The 16576-nt window shown below is 45.7% G+C and carries 13 protein-coding genes; 12 read left to right on the top strand and 1 reads right to left on the bottom strand.

Annotation, left to right across the window (positions count from 1 at the left end; translation table 11 throughout):
• Positions 1 to 3: 3 nt before the first annotated feature.
• From MD536_RS20530 to MD536_RS20485, 10 genes are all read left to right on the top strand, one after another.
• Complete coding sequence (locus MD536_RS20530; protein WP_239603627.1) at positions 4 to 1449, top strand: glycoside hydrolase family 30 protein; 1446 nt, start codon at positions 4 to 6, stop codon at positions 1447 to 1449.
• A 12-nt stretch (positions 1450 to 1461) separates the two neighbouring features.
• Positions 1462 to 3126, top strand: coding sequence for a glucoamylase family protein (locus tag MD536_RS20525; RefSeq protein ID WP_239603625.1), 1665 nt, complete (start codon positions 1462 to 1464; stop codon positions 3124 to 3126).
• A gap of 15 nt (positions 3127 to 3141) precedes the next feature.
• Positions 3142 to 4494 carry a glucoamylase family protein gene (locus tag MD536_RS20520; RefSeq protein WP_239603624.1) on the top strand — a complete coding sequence of 451 codons (1353 nt, stop codon included), beginning with the start codon at positions 3142 to 3144 and terminating at the stop codon, positions 4492 to 4494.
• Positions 4495 to 4523: 29 nt separating this feature from the next.
• On the top strand, positions 4524 to 5684 hold the full coding sequence (locus MD536_RS20515) for a Gfo/Idh/MocA family protein (protein ID WP_239603622.1): 1161 nt from the start codon (positions 4524 to 4526) through the stop codon (positions 5682 to 5684).
• Between the two features lie 45 nt (positions 5685 to 5729).
• Positions 5730 to 7421, top strand: coding sequence for a GMC oxidoreductase (locus tag MD536_RS20510; protein WP_239603620.1), 1692 nt, complete (start codon positions 5730 to 5732; stop codon positions 7419 to 7421).
• 11 nt (positions 7422 to 7432) lie between these two features.
• Complete coding sequence (locus MD536_RS20505) at positions 7433 to 9595, top strand: discoidin domain-containing protein (protein WP_239603618.1); 2163 nt, start codon at positions 7433 to 7435, stop codon at positions 9593 to 9595.
• An 11-nt stretch (positions 9596 to 9606) separates the two neighbouring features.
• Positions 9607 to 10347, top strand: a complete 741-nt coding sequence (locus MD536_RS20500; protein ID WP_239603609.1) for a GDSL-type esterase/lipase family protein — start codon at positions 9607 to 9609, stop codon at positions 10345 to 10347.
• Between the two features lie 15 nt (positions 10348 to 10362).
• Positions 10363 to 12651, top strand: coding sequence for a beta-glucosidase BglX (gene bglX / locus MD536_RS20495; protein ID WP_239603607.1), 2289 nt, complete (start codon positions 10363 to 10365; stop codon positions 12649 to 12651).
• Positions 12652 to 12729: 78 nt separating this feature from the next.
• The gene (locus tag MD536_RS20490; RefSeq protein ID WP_239603605.1) at positions 12730 to 13524 is read left to right on the top strand and encodes a 3-keto-disaccharide hydrolase; all 795 of its coding nucleotides are present in this window, start codon (positions 12730 to 12732) and stop codon (positions 13522 to 13524) included.
• 33 nt (positions 13525 to 13557) lie between these two features.
• Positions 13558 to 14172 (top strand): HAD family hydrolase, encoded by a 615-nt coding sequence (locus MD536_RS20485; RefSeq protein ID WP_239603603.1) that lies wholly within the window; start codon positions 13558 to 13560, stop codon positions 14170 to 14172.
• A 206-nt stretch (positions 14173 to 14378) separates the two neighbouring features.
• Here MD536_RS20485 and MD536_RS20480 read toward each other — a convergent pair whose 3' ends face one another.
• Entirely contained in the window at positions 14379 to 14645 is a 267-nt protein-coding gene (locus MD536_RS20480; RefSeq protein ID WP_239603602.1) for a hypothetical protein, read from the bottom strand.
• Positions 14646 to 14825: 180 nt separating this feature from the next.
• Here MD536_RS20480 and rimP point away from each other — a divergent pair, with 180 nt between their 5' ends.
• Together rimP and nusA are read left to right on the top strand one after the other, a co-directional pair.
• Positions 14826 to 15296, top strand: coding sequence for a ribosome maturation factor RimP (gene rimP, locus MD536_RS20475; RefSeq protein WP_239603600.1), 471 nt, complete (start codon positions 14826 to 14828; stop codon positions 15294 to 15296).
• Positions 15297 to 15307: 11 nt separating this feature from the next.
• Positions 15308 to 16555 (top strand): transcription termination factor NusA, encoded by a 1248-nt coding sequence (nusA, locus tag MD536_RS20470; RefSeq protein WP_234868456.1) that lies wholly within the window; start codon positions 15308 to 15310, stop codon positions 16553 to 16555.
• Positions 16556 to 16576: the final 21 nt, after the last annotated feature.

The following is a 16576-nucleotide window of genomic DNA, read 5'->3' as shown; positions in this document are numbered from 1 at the left end:
GCGATGGTAAAAAAGAATTTCACTGTTCTGGCACTATTAGTTTCTTTAATGAGCTGTTCCCTGTCAAACTGCTCCGGAGAAAAAGCACCGGAAGAGCAACCTAAACCTGCAGATGGCGCCACAGTTTCGTATTGGGTTACGCGCGGAGATCAATTGTCTCTGCTAGCAAAATTCCCCACTTCGGTAAAGTTTAGTTCTGCAACCAATAATAACCTTACTACCATAGAAGTGGACAGTACGGTTCAGTTTCAAACCATGGATGGTTTCGGTTATTCATTAACCGGTGGCAGTGCTTATCTGCTGATGCAATTGCCACAGGCGCAGCGCACATCCCTTTTACAGGAACTGTTTGGCAAAAATGAAAACAGTATTTCTGTCAGCTACCTGAGAATTAGTATCGGTGCATCTGACCTGGATGCGGAGGTTTTCAGTTACAGCGATCTCCCTGCAGGAGAAACAGATGAAGACCTTTCTTCTTTCTCTACCGCCAGGGATGAACAAAACCTGATTCCGGTTCTCAAAGAAATTCTGGCAATCAATCCGGCTATTAAAATCATGGGTTCTCCCTGGAGTCCTCCAACCTGGATGAAAGACAATAACAATTCCAAAGGAGGCAGCCTGCTTACCAAATACCACCAGGTTTATGCGCAGTATTTTGTGAAGTATATCCAGGCTATGAAAGCACATGGTATCACCATCGATGCCATCACGCCACAAAATGAACCGCTTCATCCGGGTAATAATCCCAGCCTCTTTATGTCGGCAGAACAACAACGTGATTTCATCCGGGATGCTCTTGGTCCTGCTTTCAAAGCTGCGAATATTTCAACTAAAATTGTGATATACGACCATAACCTGGATCGCCCGGATTATCCGATTACTATTCTGAATGATGCCGGGGCCAAACAGTATGTAGATGGTTCTGCCTTTCATCTCTACGCCGGGGAGGTTTCTGCAATGAAAACCGTACGTGATGCACATCCGGATAAGAACCTCTATTTTACTGAACAATGGACCGGTGCAAAAGGAGAGTTCCAGGGCGATCTTTTCTGGCATATTAAAAATGTGATCATTGGTACCACCCGCAATTACAGTAAAGTGGCACTCGAATGGAACCTGGCAAACGATGCCAGTTTCGGTCCTCATACTCCCGGTGGCTGTACAGAATGTAAAGGCGCACTTACTATTCAGAATGGAGCAGTTCAGAAAAATGTTTCCTATTATATTATAGGTCATGCTGCCAAATTTGTTCCTGCAGGATCCGTGCGAATTCATAGTAATGTTCCACCCGGACTGGACAATGTTGCTTTCCTTACACCCGAAGGGAAAAAAGTATTGATCCTCCTGAGAGAAGCTCCCGGCAATTCAACCTTCGCGATCAAATACAAAGGACAATTGGCAACCGTGAATTTACAGGGCGGATCTGTTACAACTTTTGTGTGGGATTAATCTGGAAAACGAATGAGATTTTTTGTTTTATATGCTGTTTGCCTCGGTGTTCTTTTTACAGCCTGCTCCAAGTCTGAAGAAGAAAAGCCGGAACCGGTTGTGCCCAAACAACTAAAGGTAAACCGGCTGCTGCTGGACGGCGAGGAATGGAATTCGGTCCGGTATAACCTGGGCCGTAATCCGGTGATCCGGATTGTTTTTTCAGAACCTGTACTGCCTTCCAGTGTAACCAACGCGGTTAGTCTGACCAATAAAGCAGGTCAGACAATCGCTGCAAATGTGGTGCTTGAACAAAAAGATTCAGTCCTGAAAATCCAGCCAACCGGCAATTTGGATTTCCTGACTTTCCACCGCCTTCAACTGGCAACTACTTTGAAATCAGCATCCGGGGGAAACTTTATTTCATCAGTGGATCAGCAGTTTGTAACGAAGCTGGATTCCTCCTCCAAATTCCCAGCTCTTACGGATGATGCACTGCTTACCAAAGTTCAGGAACAAACCTTCCGGTATTTCTGGGATTTTGGTCACCCCGTTAGTGGGATGGCCCGGGAAAGAAACAGTTCCGGAGACCTGGTAACCAGCGGTGGTACAGGCTTTGGCATTATGGCCCTGCTGGTTGGGATAGAACGCGGATTTATTACACGCCAACAAGGGCTGGAAAGAATTCAAACCATTACTGAATTTTTACGCACCAAAGCCACCCGCTATCATGGAGCTTTCGCACATTGGATGAATGGTGCAACCGGGGTAACTATCCCCTTTAGTCAGAAAGACAATGGTGCCGACCTGGTTGAAACTTCTTTTCTTATCATGGGCCTGCTCACCGCGCGTGAATACTTTGATGATAACGCCCCGGCTGCAATTGAGTTACGGTCGCGTATAACCGAAATCTATGAAGCAGTTGAGTGGGACTGGTTCCTGCGCAATAATGGAAATGTTCTCTTCTGGCACTGGAGTCCTGATTTTGGCTGGGATATGAACCTGCCCATCAGAGGTTGGAACGAATGCCTGGTTACCTATGTGATGGCTGCCGGTTCTCCAACTCATCCGGTCTCAAAAGAGGTATATGATAAGGGATGGGCCAGGGAAGGTGCCATGAAGAATGGTGCATCCTATTATGGTATTAATTTGCCGCTGGGTGAGCCTTATGGTGGTCCGCTGTTTTTATCTCATTATTCCTTTTTGGGGATCAATCCGATAGGCCTTAAAGATGCCTACGCTGATTATGAGGTGCAGAACCGTCAGCATGCAAAAATTAATTACCAGCACAGTATACAAAACCCGAACCGGTTTTTTGGATACAGCGGCAGTGTATGGGGACTAACAGCCAGCGATATCCCAAATGGATATACGGCCAGTTCTCCACAGAACGACCGGGGTGTAATTGCTCCAACAGCAGCACTCGCATCCTTTCCCTATACGCCGGATGAATCAATGGCTGCTCTGAAGTTTTACTATTATGTCCTTGGCGATAAACTTTTTAAAGAGTACGGTTTTATTGATGCATTCTCCCTTCACAATGCCTGGTTTGCTGATAGTTTCCTGGCCATTGACCAGGCCCCGATAATTGTGATGATTGAAAACCATCGGACCGGTTTGTGCTGGGACCTTTTTTCAGCTGCACCTGAAGTAAAAGCCGCACTGCGTAAACTGGGATTTACTGCACCCTATCTATAACCTAAAACAACAGCGATGAAAATCCGCCATTTTGTTTTTTTCTGCTGCCTGATTGGCGCCTTCAACAGTGTTGCCTATGCGCAAAAGAAAAAGCAACCGAAACCGCTAGCTTTTTCTGCAACAGATCGACCCCGGAATCTTTCCGATTCTGCTTTACTCGATCTGGTTCAGCAACAAACCTTTCGCTATTTCTGGGATTTTGCGCATCCGGTTTCCGGACTATCACGGGAACGCAGCAACGAATCGTTTAATTATGGTGGTGAAGTAGTTACAACCGGTGGTACGGGCTTCGGAATTATGGCAGTGATTGTGGCAACTGAAAGAAAATGGATTCAACGTGATACGGCTGCTAAATTCCTCCTTAAGATGGTTCGCTTTCTTTCTAAAGCAGATTCCTATCACGGTGTTTTCCCTCACTGGCTGAATGGTGAAACAGGGAAAACCATTCCCTTTAGTCGCAAAGATGATGGTGCCGACCTGGTAGAGTCTTCTTTTCTGTTCCAGGGTCTGTTGACAGCACGACAATACTTCAATGCAGATAATCCGGTTGAAGGGGAACTCCGAAACCGGATCAATTGGCTCTGGAATGATATCGAATGGAACTGGTTTACCAATAACCAGGAGGTACTCTACTGGCACTGGAGCCCTAATAACGGATGGGCAATGAATTTTCCGGTTCGTGGTTTTAATGAATGCCTGATCATGTATGTGCTGGCTGCCTCAGCAGATCGCTATCCGGTTTCTCCCGCGGTTTATCACAATGGATGGGCTCAGAGCAATTTCTTTAAAAATGGCAAAGAGTTTTATGGGATAGAACTGCCCCTGGGGTTTGACTTTGGCGGACCACTTTTCTTTTCTCATTATTCCTTCCTGGGTTTAGATCCACGTGGATTGAAGGATCGCTATGCAGACTACTGGATTCAAAATCGCAATCATACCCTGATCAACCGGGAACATTGTGTGCGTAATCCCAATCAGTTCAAAGGATATGGCCCACAATCCTGGGGTCTCACCGCCAGTGATACATACAATGGATATGATGCCCATTCACCAACCAATGATAAGGGTACGATCACTCCTACCGCAGCACTTTCTGCATTTCCCTATACATCCGAATATTCTATGCAGGCGCTTCGCCATTTTTATGAACAATTGGGTGATAAGATCTGGTCAGAATACGGTTTTGTAGATGCCTTCAATGAAACACAAAACTGGTACGCTTCCAGCCACCTTGCCATTGACCAGGGACCGATCATAGTTATGATCGAAAATCACCGGACTGGCTTGCTTTGGAAACTGTTCATGTCCTGCCCTGAAGTGCAAAAAGGCCTTAAAAAACTGGGCTTTCAAAGCCCTCACCTTAAATAATAGTTACAGCAATTGCTAAAACCTTGCATATGAAAAATCAATCCCGCAAAGAATTTCTCCAGCAGTCTGCTATGGCAGGTGCTGCCCTGCTGCTTTCCTCATTGGAAGCGGTAGCTTTTACGGAAAATAAAAAAATCAAAATCGGAATTGTTGGTTGTGGTAGTGTATCCGGACAGTACCTGCCACATCTTTCCAAATCGGCGCATGTGGAGCTGGTGAGTGTTTGCGATATCGTGCTGGAAAGAGCAAAGAACCGGGCAAAAGAATTTAATGTTCCGCATGTGTATGAACATATCTACCAGCAGCTTGCTGGTGCACCCTTTGATCTGCTTGTGAATCTGACTGATATGCAGGAGCATGGCCGGCTCAATAAAATGGCCCTTGCTTCCGGCAAACATGTATGGAGTGAAAAACCGATGGCAAATACCTATAAGGAAGGCAAAGCATTGTTGGATATGGCCCGAGAAAAAAAGCTCCGTATCTGGGGAGCACCTGCAGTGGTAAACAGTCCGCAATTTGCCTTTATGAGCAAAGCCATTCAGGAAGGTAAATTGGGTAAGGTTTCTGCGGCACATGCTCATTATGGCCATGAAGGACCGCACTGGTCGGCTTTCTTCTATGAAAAAGGCGGTGGCAGTCTTCCTGATCTGGGTGTTTATAATCTTGCTACCTTAACAGGGCTGTTGGGTCCTGCGAAATCTGTGATCGCCATGACAACCATTGTTACGCCTGAACGTACTGTCGATAACAAGGGCAAAATAAAAGTGGAGGCCGAAGACAATGCGATGATCATCATGGAACATGAAGGTGGCGTATTGTCTCATGTGCAGAGCGGGTTTAATTATTTTGATCCGTATGGTCATGGTGGTAAGGGACAGGACAGGCACACGATTTCCATCTGGGGTACAAAGGGCAATATGGGATTGGTAGGATATGACTGGGCTCCTTTTGGTGTAGATCTTGCAACCATGGATTCTCCAACTCCTGTGCGCCACATTCCGGATCCTGGAACCTATGTCTGGCAGGAAGGAGCTACCGTGATTTCAAAATCCCTGCTCGACAAAAACGAACCGCTGATTTCTCCCGAGCATGCCTTGCACGTGCTGGATATTATTGAGTCCGCCCGCGCCTCTTCGCAAACCGGCCAGAAAATCAGCCTTCAATCCAGCTTCCGCTGGCCTATTGTCTAACTTCACTCCACCCGTCCGGTGGCACCGGACGGGTAAAAGTAAAATATGAGTGATCAACATACATACGACGCAATTGTAATAGGCAGTGGAATCAGCGGAGGCTGGGCTGCCAAAGAACTCTGCGAGCAGGGCTTGAAAACCCTGGTGCTGGAGCGCGGCCGGATGGTGGAACATCTGAAGGATTACCCCGGTATGAACAAACATCCATGGGAATTCAAACACCGGGGCTATATCACCCAACAGCAACGTCAGAACAATCCGCTCATTTCCAAAGCAGCCGGTTATTCAGAAGATACACAGCATTTTTTCATTGAAGATGCTGATCATCCCTATGTACAGGAAAAGCCCTTCGACTGGATTCGCGGTTACCAGGTTGGAGGAAAATCCCTTACCTGGGGCAGAAGCTGCCAACGTTGGAGTGATTTTGAATTCAATGCTCCTAAACAATATGGCTTTGCTACCGATTGGCCAATCCGGTACAAGGATATCGCACCCTGGTACAGTCATGTTGAAAAATTTATTGGTGTTTGTGGCAGTAAGGAAAATATTCCGGCAATGCCCGATGGTGAATTCCTCCCTGCCTATGAACTCAATTGTGTGGAAGCAGACATCAGAGAAACCTTGTGGCGAAAATTTCAACGGCACTATATCTCGGGTCGCTGGGCACATCTTACCCAACCGGAACCCATTCACCTGGAGCAGGGCAGAGGCACCTGCCAGAATCGTAACCTCTGCATGCGTGGTTGCCCATTTGGCGGCTATTTCAGTTCCAACAGCAGTACTCTTCCCTGGGCTGAAAAAACAGGGAACCTGACCATTCGGCCCTATTCGGTAGTGCATTCCATTCTCTATGATGATGCCAAACAAAAAGCAACAGGGGTGCGCGTGATAGACAGCCAAACAAAAGCTGTCACCGATTATTTTGCCCGCATCATTTTTGTAAATGCTTCGGCGCTTAATACCAACCTGATCTTACTCAATAGCAAATCAGAACGTTTCCCCAATGGCCTGGGTAATGACCATGATCTGCTTGGTCGTTATATCTGTTTCCACAACTATCGTGGTTATATGAATGGGGAAATCAAAGGCCATGAAGATGGCTATTACAAAGGCCGGCGTCCAGCGGAATGCGTGATTCCGAATTTCCGTAACCTCGGCAAACAGGAAATGGATTTTATTGGGGGCTACACTATTTTTTCAGGTGCCTATCGCGAATGGATAAACGCAGATCGCCATCCGGATAAAATGGGTTCAGAGTTGAAGGAAGCGCTGACCGAACCTGGCCCCTGGAGGATCTACATGTATATGCAGGGTGAAACCATTCCAAAGGCAAGCAATCGTGTTTATCTGCACCCAACTGAAAAAGATCAATGGGGAATACCCTTGCTGGTAACAGCTGTCGATTATGATGAAAACGATGAAAAAATGCTGCAGGATTTTCTTTCAGAAGGCGAAAAAATGCTGGAGGCCTGTGGTGCTTTTAATATTGTCGTAAACGATTCGAAACAACCACCCGGACTCGATATTCATGAAATGGGTGGTGTACGCATGGGTACGGATCCTTCCAATTCCCTGCTCAACGAATGGAATCAACTGCATCTCTGTAAAAATGTTTTTGTAACGGATGGCGCCTGCATGACCAGTACCGGTAATCAGAGTCCCTCTATTTTGTATATGGCTTTCGCTGCCAGGGCCGCGCAATTTGCTGCCGCTGAAATGAAAAATGGAAATCTCTAAAATCAGACAACATGGCCTCTTTCAACGCTACACAAAAAACAATCTGGCTGGAACCCGGTTGGGCCCTAGTAAGAATCATTACAGGATTGTTGATGACCTATCACGGTTGGGAAGTGTTTGATGGGGCAAAAATTAAAGAATATGCCGGCTGGATGCCATACTTCTCTGTAGAGACAGCTACCACGATGGCATATCTTGGAAAAGCTTCGGAGTTAATTTCCGGTATCCTGCTAACGATTGGGCTCTTTACCCGGCTAGCAGTATGGCCCATGATCGCAACGATGTTATTTATCACTTTTATTCTTGGAAATGGTAAGATCTGGTATGGAGATCAACACCCCTTTATGTTTGTTTTAATCGGATTGCTGTTTTTCTTTAGGGGTGCCGGCAAATACAGCCTGGACCAACATTTTTTCTCCCCTAAACTTTCCATTTTAGTATTAGTTTTCGCTTCGAATGTGTGCTTTGCACAATCAGGTAAATCAGTAGCAACAGCTCAAACAACTTATTGCAATCCCATCAACCTCGATTACGGTTATACCCCGATTCCTAATTTTAGTGAATGGGGCCGGCACCGCGCAACTGCTGACCCGGTGATTGTAACCTATAAAGGAGATTATTATCTTTTCTCCACTAACCAATGGGGATACTGGTGGAGTTCCGATATGCTGAACTGGAATTTTATTTCCCGGAAATTTCTCAAGCCTTATCACAAAGTGTATGATGAATTATGTGCACCGGCAGCTGTTGTTATTGGTGATACCATGTTGGTTTTTGGTTCTACCTATTCCAGCAATTTTCCACTTTGGATGAGTACCAATCCTAAGGAGAATGATTGGAAGGAAGCATTGGATTCACTCGAGATCGGTGGTTGGGATCCTGCATTTTTCCTCGACGACGACGGCCGCTTTTATATGTACAATGGCAGTAGCAATCGTTATCCTTTATACGGAATAGAATTAAACCGCAAAACCTTTCAGCCAATTGGAACCAGGAAAGAAATGTATTTCCTGGAAGACTGGCGCTATGGCTGGCATCGCTTTGGTGAATACATGGATAATACTTTTTTGGATGGATTTATTGAAGGTGCATGGATGACCAAACACAAGGGAAAATATTATCTGCAGTGGGGAGGTCCTGGTACTGAAATGAGTGGCTATGCAGATGGCGTTGTAGTGGGCGATTCACCTCTGGGCCCTTTTACTGCACAATCCGATCCGGTCAGCTTCAAACCCGGAGGTTTTGCAAGAGGAGCAGGACATGGTGCCACTTACCAGGATCCATGGAATAATTACTGGCATGTTTCAACCATGGGTGTCAATGTAAAAAACACCTTTGAACGTCGCAATGGCATTTGGCCCGCAGGTTTTGATGAAGATGGAATTATGTATGCCAATACCGCATTTGGTGACTATCCACATTACCTGCCCAATGGCCCGGCTGATCATCGTAAAAGCCGCTTTACCGGCTGGATGTTACTCAACTTTAAAAAACCGGTTCAGGTTTCGTCCACCCTTGGCAGTTATACCGCTAACAACGCAGTAGATGAGTCTATTAAAACCTATTGGAGTGCGGCATCAGGCAATAAAGGCGAATGGATTCAGACCGACCTGGGTGAAATCTCAACAGTACATGCCATTCAACTCAACTATGCAGATCAGGATGCGGAATTTCTTGGTAAACAAACTGATATCTATCATCAGTATAAAATTTTTCATTCGCAGGATGGGAAAAAATGGAACCTGCTCATAGATAAAAGTCAGAACAAAAAAGATGTTCCGCATGATTACATTGAATTAAAAAATCCCATTAAAACCCGTTACCTTAAAATGGAGAATATTCATATGCCAACCGGAAAATTTGCCTTGTCTGGTTTCAGGGTATTCGGAATGGGAAATGGATCCAGGCCCCCTGCTGTGAAGACTTTTCTGGTACTTAGAACAGAGAAGGATAAACGCAGTGCCTATATCAAATGGTCGCCGGTTGATCAGGCTTATGCATACAATATTTATTATGGAACAGCTCCTGATAAGTTGTACAATTGCATCATGGTGCATGATGTAAACGAGTATTATTTTAAAGGAATGGACAAAGAGAAGGTTTACTATTACACCATCGAAGCGGTGAATGAAAACGGCGTTTCAGATAAAACTCCCGTACAACAGGTAAACTAAATAAACTGGACATGCAAATTCCGTCAAAAAAAATCTTGATAAGTACGCTTTTGATCGCTCTTTTTTCAACGGCAATGTTGCCCGTATTGGCTCAACAACAGGTGCCATCAGTAGATGATGCGAAAGCTCCCTCCCTGGCGTTTTATCAGGGTAAACCCTTTTATGAGGCGATTCGAAAATTTCAACAGGAAGACAGTATACGAATGCCGGCTTCCAAATCAATTTTGCTGATCGGCAGTTCTTCCTTCACCTATTGGAAAGATGTGGCTACTTATTTTCCTGGTTACCGGATTGTTAATCGCGGCTTTGGAGGCTCTTCACTTCCCGACCTCATTAGGTACCAGGATTATATCATCTATCCCTATGATCCAAAACAGATCCTGATCTATTGCGGAGAGAACGATTTTGCTGCAGCAGATACGGTAACTGTTACAACAGTGGTAAATCGGTTTAAACAATTATTCTGGGATATACGTGTCCGTTTACCTCGTGTTCCTATCAGTTATATTTCAATGAAACCAAGTCCGAGTCGCGCTGCACTACTTCCAAAATTCAAGGAGGCTAATCAGCAAATCAAAGCCTTCCTCGCCACACAGAAAGGAACTACCTACATTGATGTTTACCAGGCAATGCTACAATCGGATGGTCGCCCAATTGGGGAGATCTTTACCAGTGACAGTCTTCATATGAATCCTAAAGGGTACCTGATCTGGCAAAAACAGATCAGGTACCATCTGAAAAAAACAAATTGATCAAAATTGACTACCATGAAATACAATGCACCCCTTTTTCGCATCTTGATTGTCCTGGCATTCTTGCTGCCTGGTTCGGTTCATTCCCAAACTGCTCAAACTAAAATGAATCAGTTTGTATCCGGGCTAATGGCTAAAATGACAGTCCAGGAAAAAATCGGACAACTGAATCTGGTTGTTGGAGGTGAAGCAACAACCGGCTCGGTTGTTAGTACGGGTGTGGAAGAAAAAATCAAACAGGGTAAAGTGGGTGGCATCTTTAGTGTTTCCTCTCCACAGCGCATTCGCAGCATCCAGGAATTGGCTGTTCAGCAAAGCCGGTTGAAAATTCCCATCATTTTTGGAATGGATGTTATTCATGGGTACCGCACCATTTTTCCTATTCCATTGGGATTGGCAGCTTCCTGGGATATGCAACGAATTGAGCAATCAGCCCGGATCGCCGCACAGGAAGCTACGGCAGACGGACTGAACTGGACCTTTTCCCCCATGGTTGATATATCACGTGATCCGCGCTGGGGAAGGATTTCGGAAGGTTCAGGAGAAGATCCCTTTCTCGGTTCAGCCATCGCGGCAGCTATGGTAAAGGGTTACCAGGGCAAGGATTTAGCTGCAGATAATACCCTGCTTGCCTGCGTGAAACATTTTGCCCTTTATGGTGCAGCTGAAGCGGGCCGCGATTATCACTCTGTTGATATGAGCCGCATTAAAATGTTCAACGATTATTTACCGCCTTATAAAGCCGCCATTGATGCTGGTGTTGGTACGGTTATGAGTTCTTTTAATGATGTTGATGGTATTCCCGCCAGTGCGAACAAATGGTTGCTGACTGACCTGTTGCGTAAACAATGGGGTTTCAAAGGAATGGTTGTTTCGGATTACACATCGATTAATGAAATGATCGACCATGGGCTGGGTGATCTTAAGCAGGTATCTGCTCTGGCTGTTAAAGCCGGACTCGATATGGATATGGTGGGGGAAGGGTTTTTAACTACGCTCGAAGCTTCCTTGAAAGAAGGTAAAATTACAATGACGGATATTGATCGCGCTTGCAGGATGGTACTGGAAGCCAAGTACAAACTAGGACTCTTTGAAGATCCATTTCGGTATTGCAATGAGCAGAGAGCCGCTTCGGAAATATTTTCAGCAACTCATAGAAAAGTTGCGCGAGAAACAGCTGCTCGTTCTTTCGTCCTGCTGAAGAACCAGGGTGTATTGCCGCTTGCAAAAAAGGGGTCCATTGCATTGGTTGGCCCACTTGCAGATGCGAAAGAAAACATGGTGGGAACCTGGTCGGTTTCAGCAGATGTTTCCAAAGCTACCTCGCTGCTGGCCGGACTAAAAGAAGTTGCAGGCTCAGGTGTGAATGTTCGGTATGCGAAAGGTGCGAATGTTACGGAGGATTCTGCTTTGGAGGCACGTACCAGCGTATTTGGAAAACCCTGGCAACGGGATTCAAGACATCCGGATACACTGATTGCTGAAGCAGTGCGTTTGGCCCTGCAGTCTGACGTAGTGGTAGCTGCAATGGGAGAGTTGGCCGAATTCACGGGTGAAGCTTCCAGCAGAACCGATCTCAACCTGCCAAACAGCCAGAAAAAACTACTGGATGCGTTGATGGCAACCGGCAAACCTGTTGTAATGGTGCTCTTTACTGGCCGCCCGCTCACGATTGTAGAAGAAGATAAAAAGCTTCCCGCCATTTTGAATGTATGGTTTGGTGGTTCGGAAGCAGGATATGCAATCAGTGATGTATTATTTGGCGATGTGAATCCATCTGGCAAACTACCGGTTACCTTTCCACGAAATGTGGGACAAATTCCGATTTACTACAGTTACAAGAATACCGGACGTCCCTTGGTGGGCGATGAGTTCCAGAAGTTCCGTTCAAATTACCTGGATGTTTCCAATACGCCACTGTATCCATTTGGTTACGGACTTAGTTATACGAAGTTTGATTACAGTCCGGTTGCACTAAGTAAGTCATCCCTGAAAGGTGCAGAAAAATTAATTGCCCGGGTAACCGTAACCAATAGTGGAAAATTCGCTGGGGAAGAAGTGGTTCAACTCTATATCCGTGATATCGTAGCCAGCAATACCCGTCCGCTCAAGGAATTAAAAGGATTTAAGAAGATCCTGTTGCAGCCGGGTGAATCAAAAGAGATCAGCTTTGAAATAACAAATGATCTTCTGAAGTTCTACGATCATAACCTTCGCTATGATTGGGAGCCGGGGGAGTTTACTGTATTCATTGGTGCCAATTCCCGCGATACCCAGTCTGCCAACTTCCGCTGGTCCCGCTGATCCCTCCACTCCGCCTCGGCGGATGCCACTTGTCCGGTGCCATCTGCCAAAGCGGAGTAAAATAGTTAGCTTTGACGCATGAACCGTTACAGGCTTTTTTCGGTAGCACCGATTGCGTTGCTGGTCTTCGTCTGCTCCTTTTCACAGCATGGCTCTGATGAAAAGAAGTGGATAGAACTCTTCAATGGCAAGCATATCCGCAACTGGATCGTAAAGGTGAATCATCACGATGTGGGAGTGAATTTTGGAAATACTTTCCGGGTGGAGGATGGTCTTATTAAGGTTCGGTATGATCAGTATGGTGCTTATAATGACCAGTTTGCGCATTTGTATTTCAAACGTCCTTTTTCGCACTATCACTTGCTGGTTGAATATAGATTTACTGGAAAATTCAAGGAAGATGCACCGGGTTATACCTATCGTAACAGTGGGGTAATGCTGCATTCCCAGGACCCCCGCACCATGTTGAAAGACCAGGATTGGCCCATCTCCATCGAAATGCAATTCCTGGGCGGGTTGGGTGATGGTAAGCCCCGTACTACCGGTAACCTCTGTACGCCCGGCACCAATGTGGAATACGAAGGCAAGCTGGATACCCGGCATTGTATTGACTCCAGGTCGAAAACCTTTGATGGAGATCAATGGGTAACTGCGGAAGCTATTGTTTTGGGAGATAGCCTTATTAAACACATCATTAATGGTGATACCGTTCTGCAGTATTCTAAACCGCAAATCGGTGGGGGTGTGGTAAATAATTTCAACCCCGCCATCAAAATTGATGGAACTCCCCTGAAAAAAGGATTTATCGCACTTCAGTCGGAAGGCCAGGAGATTGATTTTCGTCGCGTTGCGATCCGAATCCTTCGGCGCTAACAGTACCTAACTCATATGTTGTACCTTTAGGCTATGGAAAAGATAGAAACCATTATCCTGGATTTGGGTGGCGTGTTATTGAATATCAGTTTTGAAGCCACAGAAAAAGCATTCGAATCCATCGGGCTCACTAATTTTCATCAATATTTTTCACAGTATAAGGCTTCTCCTCTGTTTGAGCAATTGGAAACGGGAGTCGTTTCGGAGCAGGAATTTTTCACCTATTTCCGTAAAGAAACCGGTCTGGATGTGGATGATGAAACGATTACAACTGCCTGGAATGCCATGTTGCTGGATTTCCCACCCGAGAGAATTGAGTGGCTCCGTAGCCTGGAAAACCGGTACCGTGTATTTTTGTTCAGTAATACGAATAGCATCCACCACGAAGCTTTCCAATTAAAATTCAGTGCCGAATTTCCCGGCAAACCCTTCGATCTGCATTTTGAAAAAGCCTATTATTCTCATCTGCTGGGTAAACGAAAACCTTATGTAGATGCTTTTGAGGCACTGATCAGAGATGCCAATATCAATCCGGCAACTGCCATCTTTATCGATGATACCAAAACCAACATCGAAGGCGCTCAACAGGTGGGTATGAAAGGAATTTTCCTGACAAACGGGGAAACAGTGCTGGATCTGGGGATATGAGGAAGTGAAAGGTGAAAAGTGAAATGTCAGACGTCAGACGTGAGACGTCTGACCCTGCGAAGGAATTCCCAACCCTTCCATACACTCTTGTATCGTCACATATTGGCCTTTTTACGGTAGTTGGGAGAGTGAGTCTCCAGTTTCCCTTGTCCCCTCTTCCATTCCTCCCGTCTCCTTTGTCACCAGTTTCCGTTGTCTCCTTTTCCCTACTTCACCTCCTCAAACTCAATATAGTCACCTTTGGAAGCGGGTTTCCCGGCATCCGTGCGTGGATTGGCAGAAGTTGCGCCCTGCGGATTTGCACCATAAGGACCAAAGCCCTGCTGCTCCTGCATGCGGGCAGCCATTTCTTCCTGGGCGGCCTTGAATTGGCGACGCACATTCCGGGTAGCCCGGGTAACAGGAATTACAAATCCGAAAATAAACTTATACGCGATGTACGCCAATAACAGTAATAATACAGTTTTTAACATAGCCTGTCAAAGGTACGATCTCAGGCCGTTTTTATTTGTTAATCTTCCCCGGTCAACAGCCTGAACCACACATTTGGATTGTATAGGCCTTTTACCGTACATTTGCATCGGAAAAAGAAACAAAGGAAGGGAACGGAAGCGTTCCCTTCTTCTATTTTCGAAATTCACAAACCAGGCAGCGTGGCAAATGAAACATATATACAGGCGGTTGGGCAATTCATGAATGAATTGCTGGAAGGAGACTCCGACTGTTTTTTGGTGGAGGTTCGAATCAAGCCCACCAACAATTTCAAGGTTTTCCTGGATGCAGATTCAGGAATGTCCATCGCCCGCTGTGTGAATTTTAACCGCGCACTGTATAAGAAAATTGAAGAAGCAGGATGGTTTCCGGAAGGCGATTTCTCCCTGGAGGTTTCCTCCCCCGGATTGGATGAGCCGCTGAAACTCTGGCGCCAGTACAGGAAAAATATCGGCCGGATGGTAGATATTACTTTTCAGGATGGCAGCCAGTTGAATGGTAAACTGCTGGATGTAACCGAAGATGGTTGCGTGGTGGAAGAAAAAAAAGGGAAAAACAAAAAAAAGGAAGTGATCACTCACTCCCTCTTATTTGACAATATAAAACAAACCAAAATTCAGGTAGTATTCTAAATAACACTACTATGGCAAGTATCAATTTGATTGAAGCATTCCAGGATTTTAAAGAGGCGGAGAATATCGATCGTCCTACGATGATGAAAGTGGTGGAAGATGTGTTTAAAACCCTTTTGCGAAAAAAATACGGAAGTGATGACAACTTCGATGTAATCGTAAACGCAGAAAAGGGTGATCTTGAAATTTTTCGGAGAAGGACGATCGTAGAAGATGGCGCAGTGGAAGATCCACTGGCTGAAATCGCCTACAGCGATGCCGTAAAGATTGAACCAGATTATGAAGTTGGGGAAGAGCTGTATGAAACAGTCGAAATCCTGGACTTCGGCCGCCGGGCTATCCTGGCCGCCAAACAAACACTTGCCAGCCGGATCAGCGATCTCAAAAAGAACGTCCTGGTTAAAAAATACGGCGACCGTGTTGGAGAGATCATCAATGCGGAAGTTTACCAGGTTTGGAAAAAGGAAATCCTGCTCCTGGATGAGGAAGGAAACGAACTGATCCTGCCTAAAAGCGAGCAAATCCCTCAGGATTATTTCAAAAAAGGGGAGACTATCCGGGCCGTGGTTAAGAAGGTGGAATTAAAAAATAATTCACCCGTAATCATTTTATCACGTACCAGTCCGTCTTTCTTAGCTAAATTGCTTGAAATTGAAGTGCCGGAGATCTTTGATGGTTTGATCGTTATTAAGAAAATCGTCCGTGAACCGGGCGAAAGAGCCAAAGTGGCGGTTGAGTCTTACGATGATCGCATTGACCCGGTGGGTGCCTGCGTAGGTATGAAGGGCAGCCGGATTCACGGAATCGTTCGCGAACTCAAGAATGAGAACATCGATGTGATCAACTACACTACCAACATGCAACTCCTGATCCAGCGGGCATTGACGCCGGCAAAGATCACCAGTATGGAGCTGGACAACGAAAAGCACCATGTGAATGTTTTCCTGAAACCCGACCAGGTATCCCTGGCTATCGGACGTAAGGGTGTTAATATTAAACTGGCTCAGGAACTGACCAGCCTAACCATCGATGTGTTCCGGGATAATGAAGGAGAACCTGAAGAATACGATATTGACCTGGATGAATTCAGCGATGAAATTGAAACTTGGGTTATTGATGAATTAAAACGCATTGGCTGTGATACCGCACGCAGCGTTTTGGACCTGACTGTTGACGAATTAGAGAGAAGAACCGACCTTGAGCGTGAAACGATCGAAGATGTGAAGAAAGTCCTCGAGGCTGAGTTCGAAAAAGAATAAGTTTCGAACAAGAAAAATAAG

Source organism: Flavihumibacter cheonanensis, from assembly GCF_022352215.1.
Lineage (GTDB): Bacteria > Bacteroidota > Bacteroidia > Chitinophagales > Chitinophagaceae > Flavihumibacter > Flavihumibacter cheonanensis.
This window is presented reverse-complemented; position numbering and strand designations above follow the sequence as displayed.

What these genes read in the sequence shown, in the direction of transcription:
- MD536_RS20530 (WP_239603627.1), top strand. Translation starts at nt 4, where the DNA reads ATGGTAAAAAAGAATTTCACTGTTCTGGCACTATTAGTTTCTTTAATG.
- MD536_RS20525 (WP_239603625.1), top strand. Translation starts at nt 1,462, where the DNA reads ATGAGATTTTTTGTTTTATATGCTGTTTGCCTCGGTGTTCTTTTTACA.
- MD536_RS20520 (WP_239603624.1), top strand. Translation starts at nt 3,142, where the DNA reads ATGAAAATCCGCCATTTTGTTTTTTTCTGCTGCCTGATTGGCGCCTTC.
- MD536_RS20515 (WP_239603622.1), top strand. Translation starts at nt 4,524, where the DNA reads ATGAAAAATCAATCCCGCAAAGAATTTCTCCAGCAGTCTGCTATGGCA.
- MD536_RS20510 (WP_239603620.1), top strand. Translation starts at nt 5,730, where the DNA reads ATGAGTGATCAACATACATACGACGCAATTGTAATAGGCAGTGGAATC.
- MD536_RS20505 (WP_239603618.1), top strand. Translation starts at nt 7,433, where the DNA reads ATGGCCTCTTTCAACGCTACACAAAAAACAATCTGGCTGGAACCCGGT.
- MD536_RS20500 (WP_239603609.1), top strand. Translation starts at nt 9,607, where the DNA reads ATGCAAATTCCGTCAAAAAAAATCTTGATAAGTACGCTTTTGATCGCT.
- bglX (WP_239603607.1), top strand. Translation starts at nt 10,363, where the DNA reads ATGAAATACAATGCACCCCTTTTTCGCATCTTGATTGTCCTGGCATTC.
- MD536_RS20490 (WP_239603605.1), top strand. Translation starts at nt 12,730, where the DNA reads ATGAACCGTTACAGGCTTTTTTCGGTAGCACCGATTGCGTTGCTGGTC.
- MD536_RS20485 (WP_239603603.1), top strand. Translation starts at nt 13,558, where the DNA reads ATGGAAAAGATAGAAACCATTATCCTGGATTTGGGTGGCGTGTTATTG.
- MD536_RS20480 (WP_239603602.1), bottom strand. Translation starts at nt 14,645, where the DNA reads ATGTTAAAAACTGTATTATTACTGTTATTGGCGTACATCGCGTATAAG.
- nusA (WP_234868456.1), top strand. Translation starts at nt 15,308, where the DNA reads ATGGCAAGTATCAATTTGATTGAAGCATTCCAGGATTTTAAAGAGGCG.